At 26.7% G+C, this 22,986-nt stretch carries 27 protein-coding genes and 3 tRNA genes; 21 read left to right on the forward strand and 9 right to left on the reverse strand.

From position 1 onward, the window contains the following. Window positions 1-226: 226 nt before the first annotated feature. From I1959_RS02505 to I1959_RS02520, 4 genes are all read left to right on the forward strand, one after another. Window positions 227-1,141 (forward strand): ABC transporter ATP-binding protein, encoded by a 915-nt coding sequence (locus I1959_RS02505; RefSeq protein WP_195236994.1) that lies wholly within the window; start codon window positions 227-229, stop codon window positions 1,139-1,141. Beyond that, window positions 1,141-2,391, forward strand: coding sequence for an ABC transporter permease (locus tag I1959_RS02510; protein WP_195236995.1), 1,251 nt, complete (start codon window positions 1,141-1,143; stop codon window positions 2,389-2,391). The genes I1959_RS02505 and I1959_RS02510 overlap by 1 nt, the downstream gene beginning before the upstream one ends. 553 nt (window positions 2,392-2,944) lie before the next feature. After that, on the forward strand, window positions 2,945-3,424 hold the full coding sequence (locus I1959_RS02515) for a hypothetical protein (RefSeq protein WP_166505144.1): 480 nt from the start codon (window positions 2,945-2,947) through the stop codon (window positions 3,422-3,424). 219 nt (window positions 3,425-3,643) lie between these two features. After that, window positions 3,644-3,979, forward strand: a complete 336-nt coding sequence (locus tag I1959_RS02520; protein WP_195236996.1) for an SdpI family protein — start codon at window positions 3,644-3,646, stop codon at window positions 3,977-3,979. A 264-nt stretch (window positions 3,980-4,243) separates the two neighbouring features. Here the strand turns inward: I1959_RS02520 and I1959_RS02525 are convergent. The 5 genes from I1959_RS02525 to I1959_RS02545 form a co-directional block, all read right to left on the reverse strand. Next, window positions 4,244-4,319 (reverse strand) — tRNA-Asn (locus tag I1959_RS02525). Window positions 4,320-4,562: 243 nt separating this feature from the next. Continuing rightward, a tRNA-Asn gene (locus tag I1959_RS02530) sits at window positions 4,563-4,638 on the reverse strand. A 244-nt stretch (window positions 4,639-4,882) separates the two neighbouring features. Beyond that, a tRNA-Asn gene (locus I1959_RS02535) sits at window positions 4,883-4,958 on the reverse strand. 273 nt (window positions 4,959-5,231) lie between these two features. Next, window positions 5,232-5,852, reverse strand: coding sequence for a DUF2812 domain-containing protein (locus tag I1959_RS02540; RefSeq protein WP_195236997.1), 621 nt, complete (start codon window positions 5,850-5,852; stop codon window positions 5,232-5,234). Further along, entirely contained in the window at window positions 5,849-6,178 is a 330-nt protein-coding gene (locus tag I1959_RS02545; protein WP_166505147.1) for a PadR family transcriptional regulator, read from the reverse strand. The genes I1959_RS02540 and I1959_RS02545 overlap by 4 nt, the downstream gene beginning before the upstream one ends. A gap of 270 nt (window positions 6,179-6,448) precedes the next feature. Here I1959_RS02545 and I1959_RS02550 point away from each other — a divergent pair, with 270 nt between their 5' ends. From I1959_RS02550 to I1959_RS02575, 6 genes are all read left to right on the forward strand, one after another. Further along, entirely contained in the window at window positions 6,449-7,069 is a 621-nt protein-coding gene (locus I1959_RS02550) for a hypothetical protein (RefSeq protein ID WP_195236998.1), read from the forward strand. Window positions 7,070-7,183: 114 nt separating this feature from the next. Further along, window positions 7,184-7,846, forward strand: a complete 663-nt coding sequence (locus tag I1959_RS02555) for an HD domain-containing protein (protein WP_195236999.1) — start codon at window positions 7,184-7,186, stop codon at window positions 7,844-7,846. A gap of 227 nt (window positions 7,847-8,073) precedes the next feature. Beyond that, entirely contained in the window at window positions 8,074-8,712 is a 639-nt protein-coding gene (locus tag I1959_RS02560) for a hypothetical protein (protein WP_195237000.1), read from the forward strand. Window positions 8,713-9,068: 356 nt separating this feature from the next. Beyond that, window positions 9,069-9,269: a hypothetical protein gene (locus I1959_RS02565; RefSeq protein ID WP_166505150.1), complete on the forward strand. Its 201-nt coding sequence runs from the start codon at window positions 9,069-9,071 to the stop codon at window positions 9,267-9,269. Window positions 9,270-9,478: 209 nt separating this feature from the next. Next, entirely contained in the window at window positions 9,479-10,669 is a 1,191-nt protein-coding gene (locus tag I1959_RS02570) for a dicarboxylate/amino acid:cation symporter (protein ID WP_092926460.1), read from the forward strand. 601 nt (window positions 10,670-11,270) lie between these two features. After that, complete coding sequence (locus I1959_RS02575) at window positions 11,271-11,651, forward strand: hypothetical protein (protein ID WP_195237001.1); 381 nt, start codon at window positions 11,271-11,273, stop codon at window positions 11,649-11,651. Between the two features lie 219 nt (window positions 11,652-11,870). Here the strand turns inward: I1959_RS02575 and I1959_RS02580 are convergent, their stop codons facing one another. Beyond that, entirely contained in the window at window positions 11,871-12,140 is a 270-nt protein-coding gene (locus I1959_RS02580; protein ID WP_195237002.1) for a hypothetical protein, read from the reverse strand. Between the two features lie 18 nt (window positions 12,141-12,158). After that, on the reverse strand, window positions 12,159-12,362 hold the full coding sequence (locus I1959_RS02585) for a hypothetical protein (RefSeq protein ID WP_195237003.1): 204 nt from the start codon (window positions 12,360-12,362) through the stop codon (window positions 12,159-12,161). Between the two features lie 248 nt (window positions 12,363-12,610). Here I1959_RS02585 and I1959_RS02590 point away from each other — a divergent pair, with 248 nt between their 5' ends. From I1959_RS02590 to I1959_RS02600, 3 genes are all read left to right on the forward strand, one after another. Beyond that, entirely contained in the window at window positions 12,611-13,126 is a 516-nt protein-coding gene (locus I1959_RS02590; RefSeq protein WP_195237004.1) for a GNAT family N-acetyltransferase, read from the forward strand. A gap of 101 nt (window positions 13,127-13,227) precedes the next feature. Next, window positions 13,228-13,728 carry a GNAT family N-acetyltransferase gene (locus I1959_RS02595; protein ID WP_195237005.1) on the forward strand — a complete coding sequence of 167 codons (501 nt, stop codon included), beginning with the start codon at window positions 13,228-13,230 and terminating at the stop codon, window positions 13,726-13,728. A 128-nt stretch (window positions 13,729-13,856) separates the two neighbouring features. Beyond that, window positions 13,857-14,336: a GNAT family N-acetyltransferase gene (locus I1959_RS02600; RefSeq protein WP_195237006.1), complete on the forward strand. Its 480-nt coding sequence runs from the start codon at window positions 13,857-13,859 to the stop codon at window positions 14,334-14,336. A gap of 258 nt (window positions 14,337-14,594) precedes the next feature. Here the strand turns inward: I1959_RS02600 and I1959_RS02605 are convergent, their stop codons facing one another. Both I1959_RS02605 and I1959_RS02610 read right to left on the reverse strand, forming a co-directional pair. Then, window positions 14,595-15,032 (reverse strand): ImmA/IrrE family metallo-endopeptidase, encoded by a 438-nt coding sequence (locus tag I1959_RS02605; RefSeq protein WP_092926456.1) that lies wholly within the window; start codon window positions 15,030-15,032, stop codon window positions 14,595-14,597. A gap of 22 nt (window positions 15,033-15,054) precedes the next feature. After that, the gene (locus I1959_RS02610) at window positions 15,055-15,459 is read right to left on the reverse strand and encodes a helix-turn-helix domain-containing protein (RefSeq protein ID WP_092926454.1); all 405 of its coding nucleotides are present in this window, start codon (window positions 15,457-15,459) and stop codon (window positions 15,055-15,057) included. Between the two features lie 203 nt (window positions 15,460-15,662). Between I1959_RS02610 and I1959_RS02615 the strand changes: the two genes are divergently transcribed. The 8 genes from I1959_RS02615 to I1959_RS02645 all read left to right on the forward strand — a co-directional run bounded on the left by I1959_RS02615 (window position 15,663) and on the right by I1959_RS02645 (window position 22,465). Next, a complete protein-coding gene (locus I1959_RS02615; RefSeq protein ID WP_092926452.1) occupies window positions 15,663-15,863 on the forward strand; it encodes a helix-turn-helix transcriptional regulator in 201 nt (66 codons plus the stop codon). Window positions 15,864-15,909: 46 nt separating this feature from the next. Next, window positions 15,910-16,725, forward strand: coding sequence for a BRO family protein (locus I1959_RS02620; protein ID WP_195237007.1), 816 nt, complete (start codon window positions 15,910-15,912; stop codon window positions 16,723-16,725). Beyond that, a complete protein-coding gene (locus I1959_RS02625; protein ID WP_195237008.1) occupies window positions 16,700-17,089 on the forward strand; it encodes a hypothetical protein in 390 nt (129 codons plus the stop codon). The genes I1959_RS02620 and I1959_RS02625 overlap by 26 nt, the downstream gene beginning before the upstream one ends. Before the next feature lie 8 nt (window positions 17,090-17,097). Further along, window positions 17,098-17,976 (forward strand): DnaD domain protein, encoded by an 879-nt coding sequence (locus tag I1959_RS15755; protein WP_195237009.1) that lies wholly within the window; start codon window positions 17,098-17,100, stop codon window positions 17,974-17,976. After that, complete coding sequence (locus I1959_RS02635) at window positions 17,936-18,646, forward strand: ATP-binding protein (protein WP_330615152.1); 711 nt, start codon at window positions 17,936-17,938, stop codon at window positions 18,644-18,646. Before I1959_RS15755 ends, I1959_RS02635 begins: the two co-directional genes overlap by 41 nt. A gap of 554 nt (window positions 18,647-19,200) precedes the next feature. After that, window positions 19,201-19,323, forward strand: a complete 123-nt coding sequence (locus I1959_RS15605) for a hypothetical protein (RefSeq protein ID WP_279309982.1) — start codon at window positions 19,201-19,203, stop codon at window positions 19,321-19,323. Window positions 19,324-19,372: 49 nt separating this feature from the next. After that, the gene (locus I1959_RS02640; protein WP_195237011.1) at window positions 19,373-20,674 is read left to right on the forward strand and encodes a DUF262 domain-containing protein; all 1,302 of its coding nucleotides are present in this window, start codon (window positions 19,373-19,375) and stop codon (window positions 20,672-20,674) included. 3 nt (window positions 20,675-20,677) lie between these two features. Continuing rightward, window positions 20,678-22,465: a DUF262 domain-containing protein gene (locus I1959_RS02645; protein ID WP_195237012.1), complete on the forward strand. Its 1,788-nt coding sequence runs from the start codon at window positions 20,678-20,680 to the stop codon at window positions 22,463-22,465. Window positions 22,466-22,986: the final 521 nt, after the last annotated feature.

A 22,986-nucleotide genomic window follows, 5' to 3' on the forward strand; every position in this document is an offset into this window, starting at 1 on the left:
GATTTTATTTTCTGATAATTGAGAGTAGAAGATGTTGAAATTCATGGAACTTATTTTATATATTACAATAAAAAATTGATAAAGTCAACTTAACTGATACCTTAAGAGATTTTATAGATAAATTATAAAGTGTTTAGTGAATTAGATTTGTTAAGGGAAATAGTTGAATATAAATAATCGTTAATATACTATATAGTAGATAACATCTTTAAAGAGGGGAGAAAATATGAAGCTAGAAGTGAAGGATCTAAGAAAAAGTTTTTCAGAAAATGAAGTATTACATGGAATATCCTTTTCAGTTGAAAGTGGAAAGGCACTTGGACTATTAGGGAGAAATGGTGCAGGAAAAACTACAACAATTCGTATATTAATGGACGTTTTCAAGGCTAATTCAGGAGAGGTATTAATAGATGGAAAGAAGTTTAACCCAAGAGATTACCAGATAGGGTACCTACCAGAAGAAAGAGGATTATATCCTAAAAAGAAAGTTACAGAACAGATAGTTTACTTAGCTCAGTTAAGAGGTGCAGATGCTAAGAGAGCAAAAGAAAGTACAAAGATATGGCTTGAAAAATTAGGTATAGAAGAATATGCAAATAGAACATTAGAGAGTTTATCAAAAGGAAATCAGCAAAAGGTTCAATTAGCACAAACATTAGTATGTGATCCAGAAATAGTTATACTTGATGAACCATTTAGTGGATTAGATCCAGTTAATTCACAGATACTTAAAGATACTGTGAGAGAATTAATAAATCAAGATAAACTAGTAATATTTTCTAGCCACCAAATGAGCTATGTTGAAGAGTTTTGTGAAGAAATAGCTATTTTAAATAAAGGTGAGATTGTGCTGAGTGGAAATCTTAAAGAAATAAAAAAAGAATTTGGTAACAATAGATTAATACTAAGTGCAGAGAATTTTACATTAAATGATTTAGAATCTATATGTAAAGATAAGTTTAAGGATTTAGTAATAGTAGATGAAGTTAAAAAGGATTATTTAATACTAGTGCTAAATGAAAATGCAACGAAAAAACAACTTTTAGAAAGTATATTAAAAGAAAATATAGATATAGAGAAGTTTTCTGTATATGAACCAGATTTAACAGATATATTTGTAAAGAAAGTAGGTGAAGAGTAATGAAACAATTTTTCACAGTATTAAAATTTGAACTTGGAAACTACTTTCATAAAAAATCTTTTATAATAAGTACTATAATAATTTCATTAGTAATGATAATTGGATTATCCCTACCTAACTTTATAGATATGTCATCTATATTGCCAATAGGAAATAAAGGTGAAGCTAAAGTAGAGGATCTTGCAGAAGAAAATAAAACTAATTTTGCAATATATGATGAAAAGAATATTATTCCTAATAAAGAAGAGTTAAAGACTTATTTTCCAAACTCAAATTGGAAAGTGGTAAAAAATAAAGATGAATTAGATAAGTTAGTTGAAAATAAAGATGTAGAAGCAGGTTTTAATGTTAAAAATCCAACTGAGTATGATTATGTTGTTCAAAATACTAAGTTTAATGATGAAAATAAGTATATATTTGATGAACTTTTACAAAAAGAGTATAGAAAAAATAAAATTACTAGGGAAGGAATAGATTTTAATAAGGTAGATGCAATTTATAATACCAAAATATCATCTAATGTCGAGATATTAGGCAAAGATAGTGCAAATAATTATTTTTATGCTTACATATTAATTTTCGTTATATATATGATGATTTTAATGTATGGTCAATTAATTGCCATGGGAATAACTGCAGAAAAAAGTAATAGAGCAATAGAAGTATTAGTTACAAGTACAAATACAAATAATTTGATATTTGGTAAAGTTATTGCAGGTGCAATAGCAAGTATAATACAAGTTGGAGTAATAATGTCATCAGTACTTATTGCATATAAGGTAAATAGTAAAGCGTGGAATGGAATATTAGATAATTTATTTAAAATTCCACCAGAATTAATAGCTACATTTGCTATATTTGGTATATTAGGTTACCTATTCTATTCATTCATATTTGGTGCATTGGGAGCTTTAGTATCAAAAACAGAAGACATAGGGTCAAGTGTTGGACCTATAATGATGATATTTATTGTAGTATTTATGATTAGTATATTTGGATTAACTAATGGAGATAGTACACTAATAAAGGTTTGTTCATACATACCATTTGCATCTCCAATGACAATGATAGTAAGAGTTGCAACAGGAGCTGTTACATCAGTAGAATTTATAATATCTGCATTAATATTAATAGTATCAACAGTATTAGCAGGAATAGGTGGTGCTAAGATATACAGAATGGCTACTTTAATGTATGGAAATCCAATAAAACTTAAAAATGCCCTAAAGTGGCTTAAAAGTGAAAAGTAAATATTAAAATATGAGAAACTAGGCTTTAAGCCTAGTTTTTCTTTATAACATTTTGATAAATATAATTTTATGTAATAGTATTGTTTATAAAATCATCTGCTTTAGTGGACATATTATTAAGTTTTAGTTTTGACATAATTAAATTAACAATTGTTATATATTGCAATAAAAGATTGAAAGGGGAAATTATTGTGAGAAATTGTACTGAATGTAATCATAAGTTTAAATTTTATGATAGATTAAAATATTTTTTTAGTTTAGAAGGACATTTGAAATGTTCAAAATGTAACTCAATTTATAAATCTAAAGCAAATGTATATAGGGGAATATATATTTTTATTATTACTATGTCAAATATATTTGTATTTAATAATATCATTATTTTAAATGATTTTATGCTAAAATTTAAACTGCAAATATTAATATTATTTATAACTATTCCTTTGTTTGATTTATTACCTCATAGGTTGCATAGATACGAAAAGATTAATTAGAAATTGTTATATATTATGAATTATATAATAGGCTATACAGTATTATACAAGGGGGAAAAATGAATTCGAAGAAAAACAAGATAATCCTAATATTAGGTTTGATAATAATTATTATGTTTATTGTTATAAAAGTATTTGTAAAAAGTAATGAAGAGTTTGGTGGAGCAGTAATAAGTGGAAGTATTGGTGCACTTAACCTTGATAAAAATGAAAATATCTCAAAAGAAGATGAAGAATATATCATTAGGGTTTGTTTCACAAAACGAAAAAATGGTATAGATATAAACTCAGAAAATGCTAGAAAATTAGGAAAACCAACAAATACTATGTCCTTATTTTTATATAATAAAATTGAGGGAGTATCAAGTAGAGTCCATCGTTATAATTTATGGATAGGTAATAAAATAGGATATATTCAAAATATTAAAGATAATAAAGTTTATATATTGAGTAGTGATGAAAATAAATTCTTTATAGATCAATACTTGAAATTTCATAGTATTGAAGAAGTAAAAAGTATGATATCAAATGAGTTCTGATTTAGATTATAATTTTGTTATATTACGAATTAAGAAATCTAGAAGTTTAAATAATTAGTAATTCATAATATAGAATTTTTATTTAAATACTTATTTCCTAGCATGGGAGCGATAGGAATTGGATATCTTTTAGGTAAAACATTTCTTATTTTTAAGAGTAAGATAAGTTTTAATAAATAATATATTTATATATAAGTAGAAAAATAGGAGGGGTATAATGTGAATTACTTTGAACATTCATATTATCTAGGTATATTAATGATAATTGTAGGATTGATTATGAGATATGGTGCGGGGGAAAGACCTAATTCATCAGGCTATAAAACATGGACTTCTTGTAAAAATGGTACTAATTGGGTTATTGCTAATAAATATGCAGGAAAGCTAGGTATAGTTTTTGGGTTTATATATACTATAGTTTTCTATTGCATAGATAGATTTTTTACTTTAAAAAATGAAGTGGGTATATCGTTGTTTGTATTTGTTACAGTATTCTTGGTTATTGTAATAGCAACAGAAATTCATTTACATAAGGAAAAGAAAAAATCATGTTAAGTTTATATAGTTAGATTATAATTAAATATATATTTTGAAGGTGTGAAAGTATGGAAATATGGGATGTTTATGATAAAGATAGAATTAAAACTGGTGAAACAATGGTAAGAGGTAGCTAATTTGCGGCTGAAAGATTGTATGGGTATTCATTGTAAAAATGTGAATAAAAAAGTAGGAGTATATAAGTAGGTATACAATTACTTTTTTGTTATTAAAACATAGCCAAATAAAAAAACTCTTAGCCAAAACTAAGAGTTTTTAAAGTGGCGGGAATAACAGGGCTCGAACCTGTGACCCATTGATTAACAGTCAATTGCTCTACCAACTGAGCCATACTCCCATATATTTTGGATAGGTAGAAAATTTTCACCTGTCCGTTACAGTTATTATTTTAACCAGTTTATTAAATTTTATTAATATTTTTTAAAAATTATTTAACTATTATAAAATATTTATAAATAGCTGTAATATACAAAAGAGAATTATGTTAATTAAACTTTGGTGACCCTTTATATAATATAATTGATAAAATATTTAAATATCCAAATAAAAAACTCTTAGCCAAAACTAAGAGTTTTTAAAGTGGCGGGAATAACAGGGCTCGAACCTGTGACCCATTGATTAACAGTCAATTGCTCTACCAACTGAGCCATACTCCCGTATATTTTGGATGGGGTAAAAATTTTAACCTGTCCGTTACAGTTATTATTTTAACCAGTTTATTAAATTTTATTAATATTTTTTTAAAATTATTTAACTATTATAAAATATTTATAAATAGTCTGTGATATACAAAAGAGAATTATGTTAATTAAACTTTGTTGACTCTTTATATAATATAATTGATAAAATATTTAAATATCCAAATAAAAAACTCTTAGCCAAAACTAAGAGTTTTTAAAGTGGCGGGAATAACAGGGCTCGAACCTGTGACCCATTGATTAACAGTCAATTGCTCTACCAACTGAGCCATACTCCCATATATTTTGGATAGTGTAGAAAATTTTTACCTGTCTGTTACAGTTATTATTTTAACCAGTTTATTAAATTTTATTAATAATTTTTTTAAATTATTTATATAAGAATTTAAATAACTTAGAATAAAAATACGAAAGTGGAAAAAGTTGAAAAAACAATAAAAGTAGCTATATCACAGTAACTAAAATTAATTTAGCCATGGTGGTATAGCTATCTGATAAATTTAATTCTATATAGTTTAAACCTTATATAATATAACTCTTTTAATGCTGAATTATTCATAAAGCTTTTTATCTTTTTTATATTTCTTTACTAAGTTAAAGTATTTTATAGTTTGTATTCCTAAAAATAGAGTAATTAAAATTAATCCCCATAATAGAGTATTTAATAATAAATGATTAGAAGCTTTGTATTTACTTACAAAAGTAATTATTGCAAGAAGTATAGTTGTAAATAAATACATATTTCGTATTGGAGTAAGATATTTTATTAAATCATCATTACTTGTGTGTAGGTTAAAATCCATTCCATCATTTTGCTTTTCTAATATTAGTAATTCTTTGTTAAAACTTCCTGGGGAAGTTGAAATTTTACCACCATTACTCCATGGTCTAAATTTCATTTTTCCAAATGACCAATTTATATTTATATTCTTTATAAAACTCTTATACCCAATATCATCTTCTAAAAAATTCTTATATTTTTTTATTTCAGAGTTTGATTTATCAGCAACAAATTCAACACAGTATATATATTCTGATGGATTGCATTTTTCAAACTCATAGGTTAATTTTCCTACCTTAACAAGTCTATATCCATGTTTAGCCATTTGGTTTAACCATTTTTCTTGCCCCTCTAAAAAATCAAAGAAATACTTAAACACTATTTTTTTCATATTTTATCATCCCCTACTATTTTTAAAGAGATATTAAGAACATCATTTAATCGTGCAATTTCATTTTCAACTACGATTTTACCTTTAGATGTTATTAAATACTCCTTTTTCCTACTATCATCTTTACTCTCGTATGGCTCTATCCATCCTTTTTTTAACAAAGTATTAATGGCTCCATAAAGAGTACCAGCCCCTAATGATAAACGACCACTTGTTTTTAATTCTATAAATTGCATAATACCATAGCCATGGTTAGGCTTGTATAGTGCCAATAGAATAAAAAGTGTAGTTTCTGTTAAAGCACCACCTTTTACATTATCTCTCATTTTATTTCTCCTTTATTACAGTAACCTTTATTACGTTTACTGTAATAAAATTATATCAGTAAACGTAATAATTGACAATAAAATTATATCTTTATTAAGGTTTGCATTAATCTTATGTATATTATCATTTTAAAGATATAAGATAACAAGTTAAAGTCAATTATGTTGAAATATACAAATAGTTATAACATATAGTATAATTATGTAGATTATTTGTTTACAATTATTGTATAACATGAAATAAAAAATAATAGTAAGGGGGTATTTAAAATGATAAGTGAATATACTAATGAATCTTGGTCTATTAGAACATCTAAGGATGAGTTATTAAACTTTATTATATTTACTGGGTGTATGTATAATTTAATTGATAATGAAAACTTTAATGAATCGAATACACCTTGGCCAACTAATCTATCAAATTTAGTTTTTGATGATTTACATATTGAAAAGCTAAAATCACAGTGGAAATTATGGTTTAATGGAGTTATAAAAGAAAGGTGTAATAATATTAACCATAATAGAATGAGTATGCTTGTTAGTGAAATATATAATGTAAATAATTTTTTAGAGCTGGAATATATTGAGCTTAGGGAATGCTGTAAAAAAGCATATCCATACTTTATTGAGTGGTGGGATATGCAAGCTGGAGGTAAAAGTGCGATTTCTTACTATGAAATTATGGTAGAAAATAGATTTTGTGATTATATAGATGAATTAGAATGTGAATTAAATAGAAAAGTTAAGGGATTTAATCTTTATATAGATATAGTATATACGGGGGTACCAGATGTATTAGATGTAAATGATGAATATATTGTAATAACTCCAAATGGATATATCTATTTAACTAAGGATTGGTGGATGAGAAAATTAACTAAATTAGCATAATAAATACTGAACAATTTTAATATAATTAGAATTTAAATAAGATACATTTTAGAGGAGATTTTCTTGGAAGAACAATTGTTATATATTTTATTACTAAATGAAGGAGTAAGAGACATGAATAAGGTTTTAATGATAGAGAAAACTAAGAAGTTTGTAAGGAACAAACTATATGGTGAAGGAAGTGGACATGATTGGTTTCACATAGAAAGGGTATATAACTTAGCTAAATATTTAGCAGAAAAAGAAAATGCAGACTCTTTTATTGTTGAGATGACAGCATTATTACACGATATTGATGACTGGAAATTTTCAAATACCAATGATGCAAACACTACAGTTACAGAAAACTTTCTAAACTCCATAAATATAGATGATGATTCTTTTAAAAAAATAATTAAAATAATACAAACTATGTCCTTTAAAGGCGGAGTTATTGATTCAACACAATATACTATTGAAGGAAAAGTAGTTCAGGATGCTGATAGGTTAGATGCTATAGGGGCTATAGGAATAGCTAGAACCTTCGCATATGGAGGAAATAAAAATCAATTAATGTATGAACCAACAATAAAACCAATAGATTTTAAATCTTTAAATCAAGTTAAAAATGCGCAAAATCATACAATAAATCATTTTTATGAAAAATTATTAAAATTAAAGGATTTAATGAATACAAATACAGCAAAAGAAATAGCAGAAAAAAGACATAAATTTATGGAAGCATTTTTAAATGAGTTTTATGATGAATGGAATTTTAGTGGACAAGTTGTTAAGTAAAGGGGAGGATAAAAATGACTACATATTTTTTTATAATTCCATACGGGGCAATTGCAGTATTTGGGATATTGATAGCTGGAGTTGGCTTATTTTTATATAATAAAAATAAGCATAAAAAGTAAACTAATAGAGGATTTAAAATATTTTTATCCTTATGGGTTCTCATTTAAGAAACATTTCAAATAATATATATAAATAGGAATTTACATAAGAAAGTGAGTTAGACAGTGATAAAATTTTTAGAGCGAATAAGAATTCCTAAGAATGATTTGACGACTTCAAAAAAGATAATAAATTCAATCATAATTTTTCTTCTTGGAATTGGACTTGGAACTTTTTCAAAATGGCTAGATACTTTAGCTATAGATGATGGTATTTGGTGGCAACATATTTTAGGTATACTCGATTTAGGAAATGTATTCTCTTTACTTGGAGTATGGATTTTAATAGCAGTATGTATATCTATTTTTAGTAATACACCTTTACGAGCAGGCATTAATGTATTTTTATTCTTTTTAGGTATGTGTGTTAGCTATCATATATATAGTATTATTTTTGCAGGATTTAATCCGATGAATTACATGATGATATGGTATGCAGTAACAATTATTTCTCCGTTATTGGCATTTGTTTGTTGGTATGCTAAAGGAAATGGAATTGTACCATTTATGATTAAGGTATGTATAATTACAGTTATGATATTATGTTCTTTTAGTATAGGAATGTGGTATTTTGATTTTACAAGTATAATAAATACAGTGTTTTTTATAACTATATTAGTTGTTTTATACGATACCCCAAAGGGATCTATATATAGTTTAATGACTTCTATAGTATTGGCATATTTAATCAGATTATTTATATAGTTAAAATAGCTAGATATTGGGTAATTCCCATAGGTCTAGCTATTTTTATTGCTTATTTATCATGTAATTATTTAAGATAGTTAAAAATAAAATATTAAAAAGCATATGGAGATATAAATACTAAATCATTAACAAATTATTTCTTTTAGTGGACAGTTGTTTAACTATAAGTTCTGCTATAATTAAATTAACAATTGTTATATATTATAATAAAAGGTTGAAAGGGGAAACTATTGTGGTAAATTGTACTGAATGTAATCATAAGTTTACATTTTATGATAGATTAAAATATATTTTAAAAAGGGCAAAACAAAGTAAATGATGCTCAAAAATATGTTTTTTGTGGAGGAGATAGTATGAGAAAGTGTTTAAGATGTAATGAAACTATGGTTGAAGATTATATGTTGAAAACTGAAAATTTTACAGCTCAAGCTTCAGTGTTATTAGGAAAGGGAAGTGGAGTTTTTTCAGATACAAAAGGAAAAGTAAAGGCTACTGTTTGTCCAAATTGTGGTGAGATTTCAATATTTTTTGATAAGTTAGATAAAATTAAGTAGTTTATTTATTTAATATATTGTGAGCTTACAGGGTAGTAATCTAAATTTATTACTCTGTTTTTGTGTATCTGATTTAATATTATAGAAATACTTAAATTTTGTTGAATATTAAGTACTAGTTTGCTATCATTTGTGTTGATGATGATAATAATTTGTCACACTAAATATTTTATTTTAAAATTTTATTCATATTAAAAGGGGGATTTATTATGAAAAAGATTTTCGATAGCTTAATATTTAAGCTAGTACTAGCAGTTACTATTGGTCTTATAGTTGGATTTATATCTTCAGAGTCCGTAATGAACGTAATAGTTACTCTTAAATACGTTTTAGGTCAGGTTATATTCTTCTCAGTTCCATTAATAATCATTGGATTTATAGCTCCATCCATAGCTAAATTAAGACATAATGCTTCTCAATTATTAGGATTTGCAATTGGTTTTGCTTACATATCATCAGTAGGTGCAGCAGCATTTTCTGCAATATTTGGTTACATATTAATTCCAAAATTATCAATCGCTTCAACTACAGGGTCTTTACGTGAATTACCAGAACTTATCTTTCAATTAGACATACCTCAAGTAATGCCTGTTATGAGTGCTTTATTTTTATCTATAATAGTTGGTTTAGCTGTAACTTGGACTAAAGCTGACTTAGTTGAAAAATTTCTAAATGAGTTTCAAAATATAGTTTTAAGCTTGGTTAATAAAGTTGTAATACCTATATTACCTTTCTTTATAGCTACAACATTTGCTAGTTTAGCATATGAAGGTTCTATAACTAATCATCTTCCAGTATTCTTAAAGGTTATAGTTATTGTACTTATTGGTCACTTTATATGGATGTCAGTATTATACCTTATTGCAGGTATCATGTCAGGAAAAAATCCAATGGAAGTTATAAAATATTATGGTCCAGCTTATTTAACAGCTGTTGGAAGTATGTCTTCTGCTGCAACATTACCTGTAGCACTAGAATGTGCTAATAAGTCTAAGGTTTTAAGAAAAGATATATTAGATTTTTCTGTTCCACTTTGTTCAAATATACATCTTTGTGGTTCTGTTTTAACTGAAGTATTCTTTGTAATGGTTGTATCTCAAATTCTTTATGGTCATCTTCCAAGTGTTGGGAATATGGTTTTATTTATATTATTACTTGGAGTATTTGCAATAGGTGCACCTGGTGTTCCTGGGGGAACAGTTATGGCATCTCTTGGCTTGATAACTAGTGTTCTTGGATTTAATGAAACTGGAACAGCTCTTATATTAACTATATTTGCTCTTCAAGATAGTTTTGGAACAGCTTGTAATGTTGTTGGAGATGGTGCGTTGACTCTTATGCTTACTGGGGTTGCTGATAAGAAGAATATAAAGAGTGATGATAAATCTTTTAATTTATAGTTAATTTAATTATTTTATAAATATAAACAAGCCTTACTAGATGTATTTTTGTATAAGGCTTGTTTTTTACGCCTAAGAAAACTATGGATAAGTTATAAAGTAAAGTTATATCAATAACTTCGTGAAAGTAAAAAAGGACATTTTCAGCAACGGACGAAGTCGTTGGCGATATGAGCAAAGCGAATTTTTTATATTAATTTAAGATTTATAGGAAAATTATCAGTATTAATTATTTATTTAAATTTGAAAATGTAGACCAAATTACAGATATATTAGGATCTAATTATAAAGAATATTGGTATGATAAAGAGAGAGGACGAAAATCCCATGAATACATAGATAAGGAAACAAAAATTAAAATAAACTTTGTATATAATGGGTTATTTAATCAACAAAAAAACTTGTATGGGTACTACTAGAAAGTATATCTAACTTCTAAAGGTGCTGTAAATACCTTATAATCTTGAGTATTTTTTTCGTCACTTACCAATTTGTTCAAAATACGCTTTACAATTTAAATATTATTTTTTAAAATAAAATTAATTGTATTTATAATCTAAGATTGCTATACTTACATAAATTTATTTAAAGGAGATTTTTAATGGGTAAAACTAAAAAAGAAATGAAGCAAGAACTTAATGATGCCAAAATTTATTTAAAAGAAGGTATTCAAAAAATAAATGAAGAACAAAGAATAAAAAAAGAAGAAAGAATAATCAATATAGAAAAAAATGCACAAACAGGAACAGTAAATTATTTTCATAGAAGTGCATGGGATACAATGAGTGAAAAAACGCTAAAGAGATTTAACCTATTTTTTAGATTTACTGGAATTTTTTGCCTTACAGGTGGACTGTTAGTTTTCTTTGCTGCTGGAGATAAATTAGGTCTTATACTTTCAATACCTGGTTTATTTTTTACATTACTTGATGTTAGAAAATTTACTAGTTCATATAAAAACAATAAAAATAATAAAAAGTAGTAAATAAAATATTCAATTTTATATAACTTAAATTATAGTTATTAAATAATAGGCTATGTTTTAATACAATGTTGATATTACGAACAATTTCAATAACAAAAAAGTAGGGGTATACATTATATTTAATAATGATATAAGTCCTACTTTTGTTCGCATTATATTAATATTGTTAACTAAATCAATTCTACAAATTGGAATTTATCTTTATGACTTTTGATTTTAACGATTTGGTTGGTTTTTAATTTTATAATCAATAAAAATATTTATACCAGCAAGTAGAATCATTAAATTAATAAAATTTCTTTCTGATATTATATTTAATATTTCCAATGACCCTATTATTATAGAATAAAATCCTTTAATTAAATTTATGGAAAAATTAGTTTTATTATATTCCCCTTCATCCTTTTTATCATGTCTTTCTTTTATAGTTGCAACCACAAGTAAAAATCCCAAAACTATCACTGATACACTTAATATTGTTATCATACTAATCCCCCTAAATTCCTATTTATAAGTATTATAAATAAGCTCTAAATTTTCTTTATTGCTAACCCATCGTTCATCAATATACCCACAATCACAGCAAACGCGTCTGCATGTCGATACAACTTTAAATTTATTAATCGGTATATGGTATATCCCAGCTCCATCTTTAATTTCTACAACTTTAGTTGAATCACATTTTGAACATATTATATTATCTTTCATTGATATCCCCCGTTTAAACTTTATTTTTTGAGCTAAAACAATAGAACTCATGAATTTCTATTTAACTATATAATATCAAAAGTACCATTATTTTCACATTATATAACAATTGCGTACTTGTTTTTATTATAGCATTATTTGTGTCCAAAAAAATATCTGTTTTAGTGGACACTTTGGGAAATGCACTTTCTGCTATAATTAAATTGATAATTTTTTAGTGATTTTAATTATCTAAAGGGGATTTTTTTATGATAAAAGGTATATTAGATGATGAATATTTAATTAAGCCTATAACTTCTTCTAACAGAGATGAAATCAAAAATTTATATGATTTATGTTCTGATTATCATATTATGTGCAGTGGAAAAAATGCAACTTATGAGGATGTAGACAGTATTTTTGAATATAGTGATAAAAAAACATCAGAGGATTCATTAACATTGGGAGTATGTAATAAATGTGATTTATTAGTTGGAATGGTAGATATATTTAAAAACTATCCTGATAATGGAACTTGGATGATAGGTTTACTTTTACTTTCACCAAATGAAAGGAATAAAAAACTAGGAACAATTATTCATGAAGAAATTAATAAATATGCTTTAATACAAGGAGCTGACACACTTCGAATAGGAGTAGTAGAACAAAATACTAAAGGTCTAAAATTTTGGAAATCCCTAGGATATCAGCAAATAAAATCAATAACTGTAAATATGGGAGGTAAAGAGAGTAATTTAAATATATTGAATTTAATTCTTAAATAATTAAATATGTTCAACAAAGCATTGGTTTAGTAAGCATTTGTTTAACTATAAGTTTTGCTATAATTATTACAATATAAAATAAGGGATATGGAGGGTAAAAAATGGAGATTAGAAAGATAAAAATGAAAGATGCTAACAATTATTTAGATATGCTTTTAAATTTAGATAAAGAAACTAAATTTATGATGTTTGAGCCTGGGGAACGACCTACTGATATTAATATAGCAAAAAATATAATTGAAAAAAGTATCAATGGTGATAATTTAGTTTTAGTAGCTACTGATGATGAAAATATAGTTGGCTTTCTTTCTGTTCAAAGAGGCGTACCAAAAAGAATTAAACATACTGGATATATTGTTGTTGGAATACGTGAAAAATTCAGAGGTAAGGGTATTGGAAGTAAATTATTTTCTGAATTAGATATATGGGCTAGAAAAAATAATATTACAAGGCTTGAATTAAGTGTAATTTGTTCTAATACCGTAGCAAAACATCTTTATGAAAAGAATGGATTTGAAATAGAAGGAGTTAAGAAAAATGCAATGATTGTAGATGGTAAATATGTAGATGAATTTTTTATGGCTAAACTATATAATAATTAAACTATAAGATAAGAGAGCTAATATATAAAATTATAAAAAATTTACTTATTAAGATTGTTTTACTTATGTTCAACTAATTTATAAGAAACACATTTACACTTTGAAATTTAATTTAAGTGAGGTATATAATGATTGAAACTGATAGATGTATATTACGAGATTTTAATGAACATGATTTAGAGTCATTTATGTCTTATAGAAATAATAAAAAATGGATGAAATATCAAAGCACGAAATCTTTAACAAAAGATGATTATAGAAAAGATTTGTTAGGTAATAAAGACATTAATAAAGGCATTAGACTTGCTATTAGTGATAGAATTACAGATACTCTTTTAGGTGATATTTATATTATAAAGAAAGCAAAAACTATTTCAATAGGATATACTATTAATCCTATATACTCTAGACAAGGATATATAAAGGAGTCTTTGAAAGCTATACTTCCAGTAATCAGAAAAAAATATCCGGAATGTGAAATAATAGCAATGACAAAAAAAGAAAATATCCCATCAAAAAATTTATTACTTAACTTAGGTTTTATATATGATGAATGGATAGATAAATTACAAAGTGAAGTTTATGTTTATACAAAAGGGGTAGAATGATATCTTTATTACATTATTTTCAAGTTTATTAGAAAGATAAAAAGTAGTATGTGAAGAATTTAAAGTAATATTTAAAATTTAAATTCTAATTTGCTAATTGGATTAATAATATTAATATATTGAAAATATAAAGGGAGCAAATAAATATGCTCCTATTTTTATATTAAATAATTAAAATAGATATTTTATTACACAATATATTTAAGTATATTACATATAAAGAGGGCTAAAATTAGCCCTCTTTAAAATTTAAAAAACTTACTTATTAAGATTATTGTACTTATGTTCAACTAATTCATAAGAAACACATTCACACTTTGAAATTTCCTCTAAAGAATAACCATAATACTCACTAAATATATTATCATCTAAAAGTATTTCAGCAGCAAATTTATTAGCTTGTTTTTCTAGTTTATCCTTAGATTGAAGTGTATTTCTAGATATAAATAATATATTTTTATCTTCATGAAGTATAGCATGACCAAGTTCATGGGCTGCTACTAAGTTAACTTCCTCATCACAAAGACGACTAGAAATACAAATTACCTTTTGATTAAATTCTTTAGTATAATACCCTCTAAGATTTCCTTTAAGAGGATAACGAAAATATATTATATCTAAATAATCCATAAGTTCAAAAGGATTATTAGTTTTATATTTATTTATAAGCTTTTTAGCTTCATATTTAGCATTCATAAAATCTCCCCAATAACATTAATTATTTTCCCCTTAGTTTTGACTCTTGCTTTTTCTTAGCTAAAGTAAGAACAACTTCCATTGATTGTAAGAAACTATCTAGTTCTTCATCAGTCATAGGCTCACCATCAAACATTAAACTACCATGAGCTCCAATCTTTTTAAGCATTTTATCCATTTCTAATTTAACATCAGCTATTCCTTCATCTGATAAGTAGTTTTTATCATCAGTTCTAGCAAACAAATAATCAGTAGAAACATTAAAATAATTTGCTAATTTATTTAAAGTTTCACCTTTTGGCTCTCTTATTCCATTTTCATATCTAGATAGAGTTACCTTAGTGGTATCTAATTCTTTAGCTAACTCTTCAAGAGTCAATCCTCTTTCTTTTCTTAAAGCTTTTAATCTCATAGATAAAGTTTCCATTTTTTCACCCACCTTAATTTAATTATAGCAGAAGTAGTCCAAATGTATAACAAAATTATCTAAAAATACAACTTGTTACCATATTTTTACCTTTTGGATAAAAACATGTTGATATTTTACCTAAAGGGTAATACTATTAAATTATCAAGGGAAGTTACCAAAGTTTAAATAAAAATAATCATAAAATACATAAAGGAGTAAATATGGGATATAAAAGAAACTTAAAGGGGTTAAGGGTAAGTAAAGGATTTACACAAAAGGAGATAGCTAAACTTATACATATGTCAAAAGTAACTTATGTAAAAAAAGAAAATGAGAAAAGCTCATTTACAGTTTATGAAGCATTAGATTTAGCTAAAATACTTGGAGTTAGTGTGGAAAGCATATTTTTAGGTAACAAATAAATTATCTAAATATGAAATAAATTTTAATTAAAAAATGGGGGATAAAATGTTTGATTTAAAGGTATTTAAAAGTAGTGAATATGGAGAAATAAGTGTAGTATTTGAAAATAACAAAGAATACTTTGAAGCAACTAAAGTAGCACAAATACTAGGATATACTAATCCTAGAAAAGCAATAAGAGATCATTGTGATAAAGATATGGGGACAATTTATAGGGCAAAAGTAATAATTGGAAAAAATAAAGATGGAAGTTTAAAAACTAAAAATATAAATAAAAAATTTATAGATGAAGCAAATTTATATAGGCTAGTATTAAAATCTAAACTACCTAGTGCAAAGAAATTTGAAAAGTGGGTAGTAGAAGAGATTTTACCAAGCATAAGAAGAAATGGGGGATATATGAGTGATGAAACAGTAGATGAAATACTTAAAAATCCAGAATTTCTATTAAAACTAGCTCAAAAATTAAAAGGTGAAAAAGAAAAGGTAAAAGCACTAAACAAAGCTATAAAAGACTTTGAACCATATATAAAAATAGGACAAGTAGTAGGGGAATGTGAAGATGCTATAAGTATAGGTGCATTTGCTAAAATGTTAAATTCACTAGGAATAGATATTGGAAGAAATAGACTTTTTTATTGGTTTAGAGTAAATGGATATATTATGAATCAAGGAGATGAAAATCAACCAAAGCAAAAGTATGTAGAACAAGGACTATTTAAAACTCGTCAGTATGTAGTAAATACAAATAATGGTCAAAAGATAAAAGTAACTACTTATATAACAGGAAAGGGTCAAAAATATTTTATAAAAATTATAGGGGAGGAATTTGGATATGAGAAAGTTTACAGATTTCATTAAGAAAAAAGAAAAAGAGGTAAACCTACCATTTGGAAGTGATGAGTGTGGGAAATTTTTAAAAGAAACTTATAAAGATACTTTAAATGAAGTAGTAGTGCTAGATGATGGGCTATATGAGAAAATAGAAAAATACAATAGCATAGTAGATAATATAAACAAGCTTGAAAAAGAAAAAAAGGTAATAGAACATATTATTCAAAGTGAAATGAGAGAGTACGAAACAGCATTTTGTAAAGATAGAAAAATAACTTGGAAAAAAGTTATTAAAAATAGTATAGATACTAAAAAATTAAAAATAGATTACCCAGAAATAATAAAAAATTATACAAAAACAAGTACATCTAGAACTTTTAGAATGAAGTAGGTGAGGTTGTGGCAATATTTAGAAAGATACATACACAGTTTTGGAGAGATGATAAAGTATTAGAAGAATACACTCCAGAATGTAAAATATTTATGGTCTATATTCTTAGCAATCCAAACACTACTCAAATAGGAATATATAAAATAACTAAAAAACAGATAGCCTTTGAACTAGGCTATTCTGTTGAAACTATAAATACTTTAATGGACATATTTATAAATAAATACAAAACTATAAGATATAATGAAGAAACTAGAGAATTGGCCATTAAAAATTGGGGAAAGTACAACCTAGATAGAACTGGAAAGCCAATGATGGATTGTATAAATAAAGAGCTAAAAGAAGTAAAAGATAAATCACTTATAAAATATGTAAGTGAGAGTATACCTAAAAAAGAAATAAAAGATTTGTTTGATATGTATAGTAATGACGACTCGTACTACCATACGTATAACGAGTCGTATGAAAATATAAGACAAGAAAAAGAAGAAGAAAAAGATAAAGAAGAATATAAAGAAGAAGAAGTAAATGATGTAGGTAGGTATGCTAAATTATATGAAGAAAATGTAGGGATTATAAATCAATTAGTTAGTGAGTGGCTAATTTATATAAGTGAAAATATAGATATAGAATTATTTAAAAGGGCTATAGAAGTAGCTACTAATAGAGGAAATGTTAATAAAGGATATATAAATGGCATTATAAATAAATGGATAGATAACAATATAAGAAGCTTAAAAGATTTAAATGTTTATGAAGTAAGTTCTAAAAACAAAGGGGATAGGAAAAATGGAAAGAGTAGATATATTAGAGAAATTGAAGACGAGTCAATATATCAAAAGCCAAGTGAAGAACAAATCAGAGAAATACAAAGACTCCTACAATGAGTATAGATGTGTTAAATGTAGAGATTTAAAATTTATAATAGAAGATAATACTGCTATACCTTGTGAATGTAGGGCTTTAAGAGAGTGTGAGGAGATATTAAAAAATAGTGGCATAAGTGATGAATTTAGGAAAAAGACTTTTAAAAACTTTAATTATGCTTATGATGTTCAGACAATAGATGCTTATTCCAAGGCTTTAAGCTATAAAAAGAACTTTAAAGATATAGAAAAGACTAGACAAAACTCTATAATATTTATGGGTCAAGTAGGAAGTGGCAAGACTCATTTATCTCTAGCTATTAGTAATGATTTGATGGATAGTGGGGTAGTTGTTTTGTATATGCCTTATAGGGATGTTATTATATCTCTTAAGCAAAATATTATGGATGAGGAGTATTATAGAAAAGCTATTGGTAGGTATAAAAGGGCTAGGGTACTACTTATTGATGATTTGTTTAAGGGTGGTATTAGCAAAAGTGATATAAATATTGTATTTGAGATTGTTAATTTAAGATATTTTAATAATTTGCCAATGATTGTTAGTACAGAAAAGAGTTTTGATGAGCTTGTTGAAATTGATGAGGCTATTGGTAGTAGGATTATTGAGATGAGTAAGGATTACTTGGTGAGTGTTAAGGGGAAGAGGTTAAATTATAGGATATATGGATAAGGAGGAACGATTCGTTCCTCTTTGTTTATGCGTAAAATGGGAATGGTTAGAAATTGGAATTTATTAAGTTAATTTTTAGAGGTATTTTATAGATTTTAGGTATGGTGGTAATATTTGGGATAAAAATCAATTTTGGTAATTTTATATGATAATATAGTTATTTACTTATGTTAAGGTTGTTATTGTATAAATGACAAACATTTACGTAGAATCAACATTAACATAAGATGTATTTAAATTTCGGACAGGGGTTCGGCTCCCCTCGTCTCCATTAGATGCGAGTGTTTTTAATATGTTCAGAAATTTATTGGAAAATCACATGTTTTTTGGATAGCATAACAAACAAAGCCACAGCGAGAAATTTAAGTAGGTAATTATAATAATAGAAACTAATATTTAAGTATGATAATAATAAAATAGTAATAGTTCTACATTAATTATTATAAAAATTGAAGGGATGTTATATGATATGGTAGAATTATAATTAATTTAGAATTAAAAGGTAGCTAATATATTAATTATAAACTATTTTAGAATATACAGGAGAATTATAATTGGCAAATGAAATGATAACAGAAGGTATTGTCATGGATCATTTTAAATATGACCCATTATTTTCTTCTATAAAATTTGAGGAACAAAAACCTAATAACAAAAGAGTTAGTGATTGTTTATAAGTAAATAATATATGATATGGTATTAATATAAAACACGAGGAGAAGTATAATGGCACTAATTGAAAATGAATTAAAAATAACTAAATTAAAAGACTTGCTTAATATAAATTTAGCATTGCCATCATATCAACGACCATATAGTTGGAGTGTGAAGTCAAGTAATACCTTATTTATTGATACATATGAGGCGTTTAAGAATGGAATTAACGAATACCGCCTTGGATCGATAATCTTACATAAAGAACGTTCTGGAAAATATAATATTGTTGATGGGCAACAAAGGCTTACTACATTATCAATTCTGCTTTATTGCTTAGGTGATGATAAACAAAGGCTGTTGAAAGAAAAATATAGCAAATTATCGAATGATGCTATTGTCACAAATTTTGGCGTTCTTTCTAAAAGAGCTAACGAATTAATTGATGAGGAATTTAAAAAATATAAAGATTATCTTTTGAATCAATGCACCATAGTTCAAATTGTCACAGACAGTGAGCAAGAGGCATTTCAGTTCTTCGATTCACAAAATTCTCGTGGAAAAGAGTTAGCACCACATGATTTGTTGAAATCATACCATTTGCGAGAAATGAATAGTGAAGATGAAAACCAGAAAATTAAAATTATAAATAGCTGGGAAAACATGAACCAAGACGATTTAGACGATTTATTTAGAAATTATTTGTACCCACTGACTCAATGGTATAAAGGAAAAGAAGGTTTAGGTTATTCTTCAAGTAAAATTGATTCTTTTAAAGGAATTAAGGGAGTAAATATCTATAATTATGCAATTTACCATAAAGCTAGTAATCTGTATGTAGAACAGTTCAATGCTAATGGTAGTAATGAATTGCTTGCATCAAGGTTTTTGAATCAATTCCAATTGACACAACCCTTAATAGCCGGGAAACGATTCTTTAATTACACGCTTCATTACGGAAAACTATTAGAAAAGATACAAAAACAAATTAACCGCTTTCATGACCATGATCAAGTTCCAAGAAAGCGTTCTGGTGATGTTTATATTATGCAACTGTATGAATGTTCGTTATTATTCTTTGCCGATAGGTTTGGTCTTGAGAGTTTAACCAAATCTGTGATGCAGCAACTTTATTCATGGAGTTATTCATTGCGATTGACAATGAATGCGGTGTATCCGCAGACCATCAATAAATATGCAAAAGGTCAGCATGAGCGAATAAACTATGGACTGGATATGTTTTCTGCAATCAGCGAAATGACTGACCCAGAAGAGTTGAAGTTACTTGTGCTTACAAAGCCAGATATTGATGATAACAATAAAGAAAAATATAAAGCAGTATATAAATTGCTTTGTGAATGGAATGGGTGGTAGAAGATGACTGAAGATTTAAAAATAATACCGGTATCAGATGTTTTTGCCAACATCAATTACCTAGTGCCGATTTATCAACGTAATTATGCATGGAGTGAAACGCAAATAGAACAATTGATTGAAGATATTGAAAGCTCTATTGACGGTTTTAATAAAAACTATTTCTTAGGGAATTTGATTGTTAATCAAATGGATAACAATGTTTATGAAGTGATTGATGGGCAGCAGCGATTAACAACTTTATATCTTCTTGAAAAATATTTAGGAATTGTATTTTCGAAAGAAGCGTTGCGATTTGAGGCACGTGAAAAATCAAATCGTACCCTTTCTTATGTCAGCGATAGTAGTAATCAAGAACTAATTGAAGAATTATCATCACCAGAAATTTTAAAGGGTTTTCAAATCGTGGATAACTACTTCAAGAATAAAAATATCGACAAAGGCAGATTTACTCAAAAATTGAAACGGGTTTTTCTTATTCGAGTACAAGTCCCTCAGAATATTGATTTAAACCATTACTTTGAAATTATGAATACCCGTGGAGAACAGTTGGAACTTCATGAAATCGCTAAAGCTAAATTGTTAGAAGTGCTTGAAAGCGATCACGACAAAGATGTAGCAGCGTTGATTTGGGAAAAATGTTCTGATATGAATTCATATGTTCAAATGAATTTCAATGTGGATGTGCGAAGAAGAATTTTTACTGAGGACTGGAGTAGTCTAAGTCAATCAATTAAGAATTTTGATTCTATAAAAAGTAAAATCTCTGCAGAAAATAAATCAATAGATAAAAGTTTTTTAATTGATATTTTGAAAGAAAATAAAATGATTAATGTGTCAAACGTGCAATCTGAAGATGAGAATGAGCGTTTTGAATCACCTATTTCATTTCCAAACTTCTTACTGCAAGTTAATGTGGTAATGAGAAAACTTGGAGAAGAAGATGCAAGTCTTGATGATAAATACTTCCTTAATAATTTATCATGGGCATGGTCAACATCTGAAAATGCAAAAGATTTCTTGTTCCATCTATTGAAGTGTCGAGTGATATTTGACAAGTATGTGTTAAAGCGTGAGTTTGCTAGAGATTACAAAGAAACGGGTAAATGGTCGTTACAACGTTTAGAAAAATATCGTGATAAAAAGAAAAATAACGATAAACCCAAATACGTTGGTACATTGGGTGATGAAGGTAATGATAATAAGAAGCTAAGAACACTTCAATCTTGTTTGCGTATTACTTATACATCACCAAAAAATATGCATTGGATCTCGGTGATTTTATCTAAGTTGTTAGAAAATGAGGAAACTGACGTTATTCAATTGTTAGAAAATTATTGTAAGAACAAGGTTGCTGATTCCGATTACCAAAACAAGAATGGTTTTGGAGTTGAACGAATTGTATTTTCTTATCTTGATTATTTAATTTATCGTGATGGTTATTCATATGAAGGAAAAGAAATCATATCACCATTTCAAGATGACTGGCAATTCTTGTTTAGAAGTTCCATAGAGCATTTCCAACCGCAACATCCGGTCGAAGGAGAATGTTGGGAACAAGACGACTTGAATGGATTCGGTAATCTAGCATTAATAACGGTATCTGGAAATTCTAAGTTTTCTAACTTACCACCTACTGGAAAAATAAACTCATATCCAAGTATCATCAATCAAAGTCTTAAATTAAAAATAATGGAAAAAATGACAAGGATTGGTGATGGGAAGTGGACAGAAGAAAAGGCGAATAGACATAAAGATGAAATGATAAACATTTTAAAAAATAAAGGATAGAAAGATATTTTTAAAATTAATACACATATGAAGAAGGATGATTTTTGCAGAAAAGTAGTGAATGGTTTTGATATATTCAAAAGAAGCAAGAACGTTAAAAAGTATAATCGACTTATTCTCACGAATAGATAATTGAAAAATTTGTAAAAAACAAGGCGTTTATGCACTTAAAATAGGTTGTGATATCGACTCAATTTCTATTGTCATGTGGAGAAGGTAGTAAGGATGGTTAAAATTGTGTAATCAATCAATAAAGTCTACTTATTCCTAATAAACTGCGATTAATCTGCTAAAGTATAATAAAATTTTGGTATGTATGTTATAACTTATGATAAGATTAGTCGTAGAACCAAAAATAGATTAAAAGAGATGGATTTTGAAATGATAGAGGTAATAACTAGAGATAAAATAGAGAATATGTTAACCTAATTATCTTAAGAAGTATCATTATTGTATTGAGAAATAATATTAGTCTTATATGTAATTGTGGGTATGATTCTTGTGAATCGTCTTAATCATTG

It is taken from the genome of Romboutsia sp. 1001285H_161024_C4 (assembly GCF_015550185.1).
GTDB lineage: Bacteria > Bacillota > Clostridia > Peptostreptococcales > Peptostreptococcaceae > Romboutsia_C > Romboutsia_C hominis.

Excerpts from the sequence above, each read along its gene's own strand:
- I1959_RS02570 (WP_092926460.1), top strand. The coding sequence starts at position 9,479 with ATGAAAAAGATTTTCGATAGCTTAATATTTAAGCTAGTACTAGCAGTT.
- I1959_RS02615 (WP_092926452.1), top strand. The coding sequence starts at position 15,663 with ATGGGATATAAAAGAAACTTAAAGGGGTTAAGGGTAAGTAAAGGATTT.
- I1959_RS02600 (WP_195237006.1), top strand. The coding sequence starts at position 13,857 with ATGATTGAAACTGATAGATGTATATTACGAGATTTTAATGAACATGAT.
- I1959_RS02575 (WP_195237001.1), top strand. The coding sequence starts at position 11,271 with ATGGGTAAAACTAAAAAAGAAATGAAGCAAGAACTTAATGATGCCAAA.
- I1959_RS02545 (WP_166505147.1), bottom strand. The coding sequence starts at position 6,178 with ATGAGAGATAATGTAAAAGGTGGTGCTTTAACAGAAACTACACTTTTT.
- I1959_RS02565 (WP_166505150.1), top strand. The coding sequence starts at position 9,069 with ATGAGAAAGTGTTTAAGATGTAATGAAACTATGGTTGAAGATTATATG.
- I1959_RS02540 (WP_195236997.1), bottom strand. The coding sequence starts at position 5,852 with ATGAAAAAAATAGTGTTTAAGTATTTCTTTGATTTTTTAGAGGGGCAA.
- I1959_RS02515 (WP_166505144.1), top strand. The coding sequence starts at position 2,945 with ATGAATTCGAAGAAAAACAAGATAATCCTAATATTAGGTTTGATAATA.
- I1959_RS02555 (WP_195236999.1), top strand. The coding sequence starts at position 7,184 with ATGAATAAGGTTTTAATGATAGAGAAAACTAAGAAGTTTGTAAGGAAC.
- I1959_RS02510 (WP_195236995.1), top strand. The coding sequence starts at position 1,141 with ATGAAACAATTTTTCACAGTATTAAAATTTGAACTTGGAAACTACTTT.
- I1959_RS02640 (WP_195237011.1), top strand. The coding sequence starts at position 19,373 with ATGGCACTAATTGAAAATGAATTAAAAATAACTAAATTAAAAGACTTG.
- I1959_RS02585 (WP_195237003.1), bottom strand. The coding sequence starts at position 12,362 with ATGAAAGATAATATAATATGTTCAAAATGTGATTCAACTAAAGTTGTA.
- I1959_RS02505 (WP_195236994.1), top strand. The coding sequence starts at position 227 with ATGAAGCTAGAAGTGAAGGATCTAAGAAAAAGTTTTTCAGAAAATGAA.
- I1959_RS02625 (WP_195237008.1), top strand. The coding sequence starts at position 16,700 with ATGAGAAAGTTTACAGATTTCATTAAGAAAAAAGAAAAAGAGGTAAAC.
- I1959_RS02580 (WP_195237002.1), bottom strand. The coding sequence starts at position 12,140 with ATGATAACAATATTAAGTGTATCAGTGATAGTTTTGGGATTTTTACTT.
- I1959_RS02605 (WP_092926456.1), bottom strand. The coding sequence starts at position 15,032 with ATGAATGCTAAATATGAAGCTAAAAAGCTTATAAATAAATATAAAACT.
- I1959_RS02590 (WP_195237004.1), top strand. The coding sequence starts at position 12,611 with ATGATAAAAGGTATATTAGATGATGAATATTTAATTAAGCCTATAACT.
- I1959_RS02645 (WP_195237012.1), top strand. The coding sequence starts at position 20,678 with ATGACTGAAGATTTAAAAATAATACCGGTATCAGATGTTTTTGCCAAC.
- I1959_RS02595 (WP_195237005.1), top strand. The coding sequence starts at position 13,228 with ATGGAGATTAGAAAGATAAAAATGAAAGATGCTAACAATTATTTAGAT.
- I1959_RS02550 (WP_195236998.1), top strand. The coding sequence starts at position 6,449 with ATGATAAGTGAATATACTAATGAATCTTGGTCTATTAGAACATCTAAG.
- I1959_RS02620 (WP_195237007.1), top strand. The coding sequence starts at position 15,910 with ATGTTTGATTTAAAGGTATTTAAAAGTAGTGAATATGGAGAAATAAGT.
- I1959_RS02610 (WP_092926454.1), bottom strand. The coding sequence starts at position 15,459 with ATGGAAACTTTATCTATGAGATTAAAAGCTTTAAGAAAAGAAAGAGGA.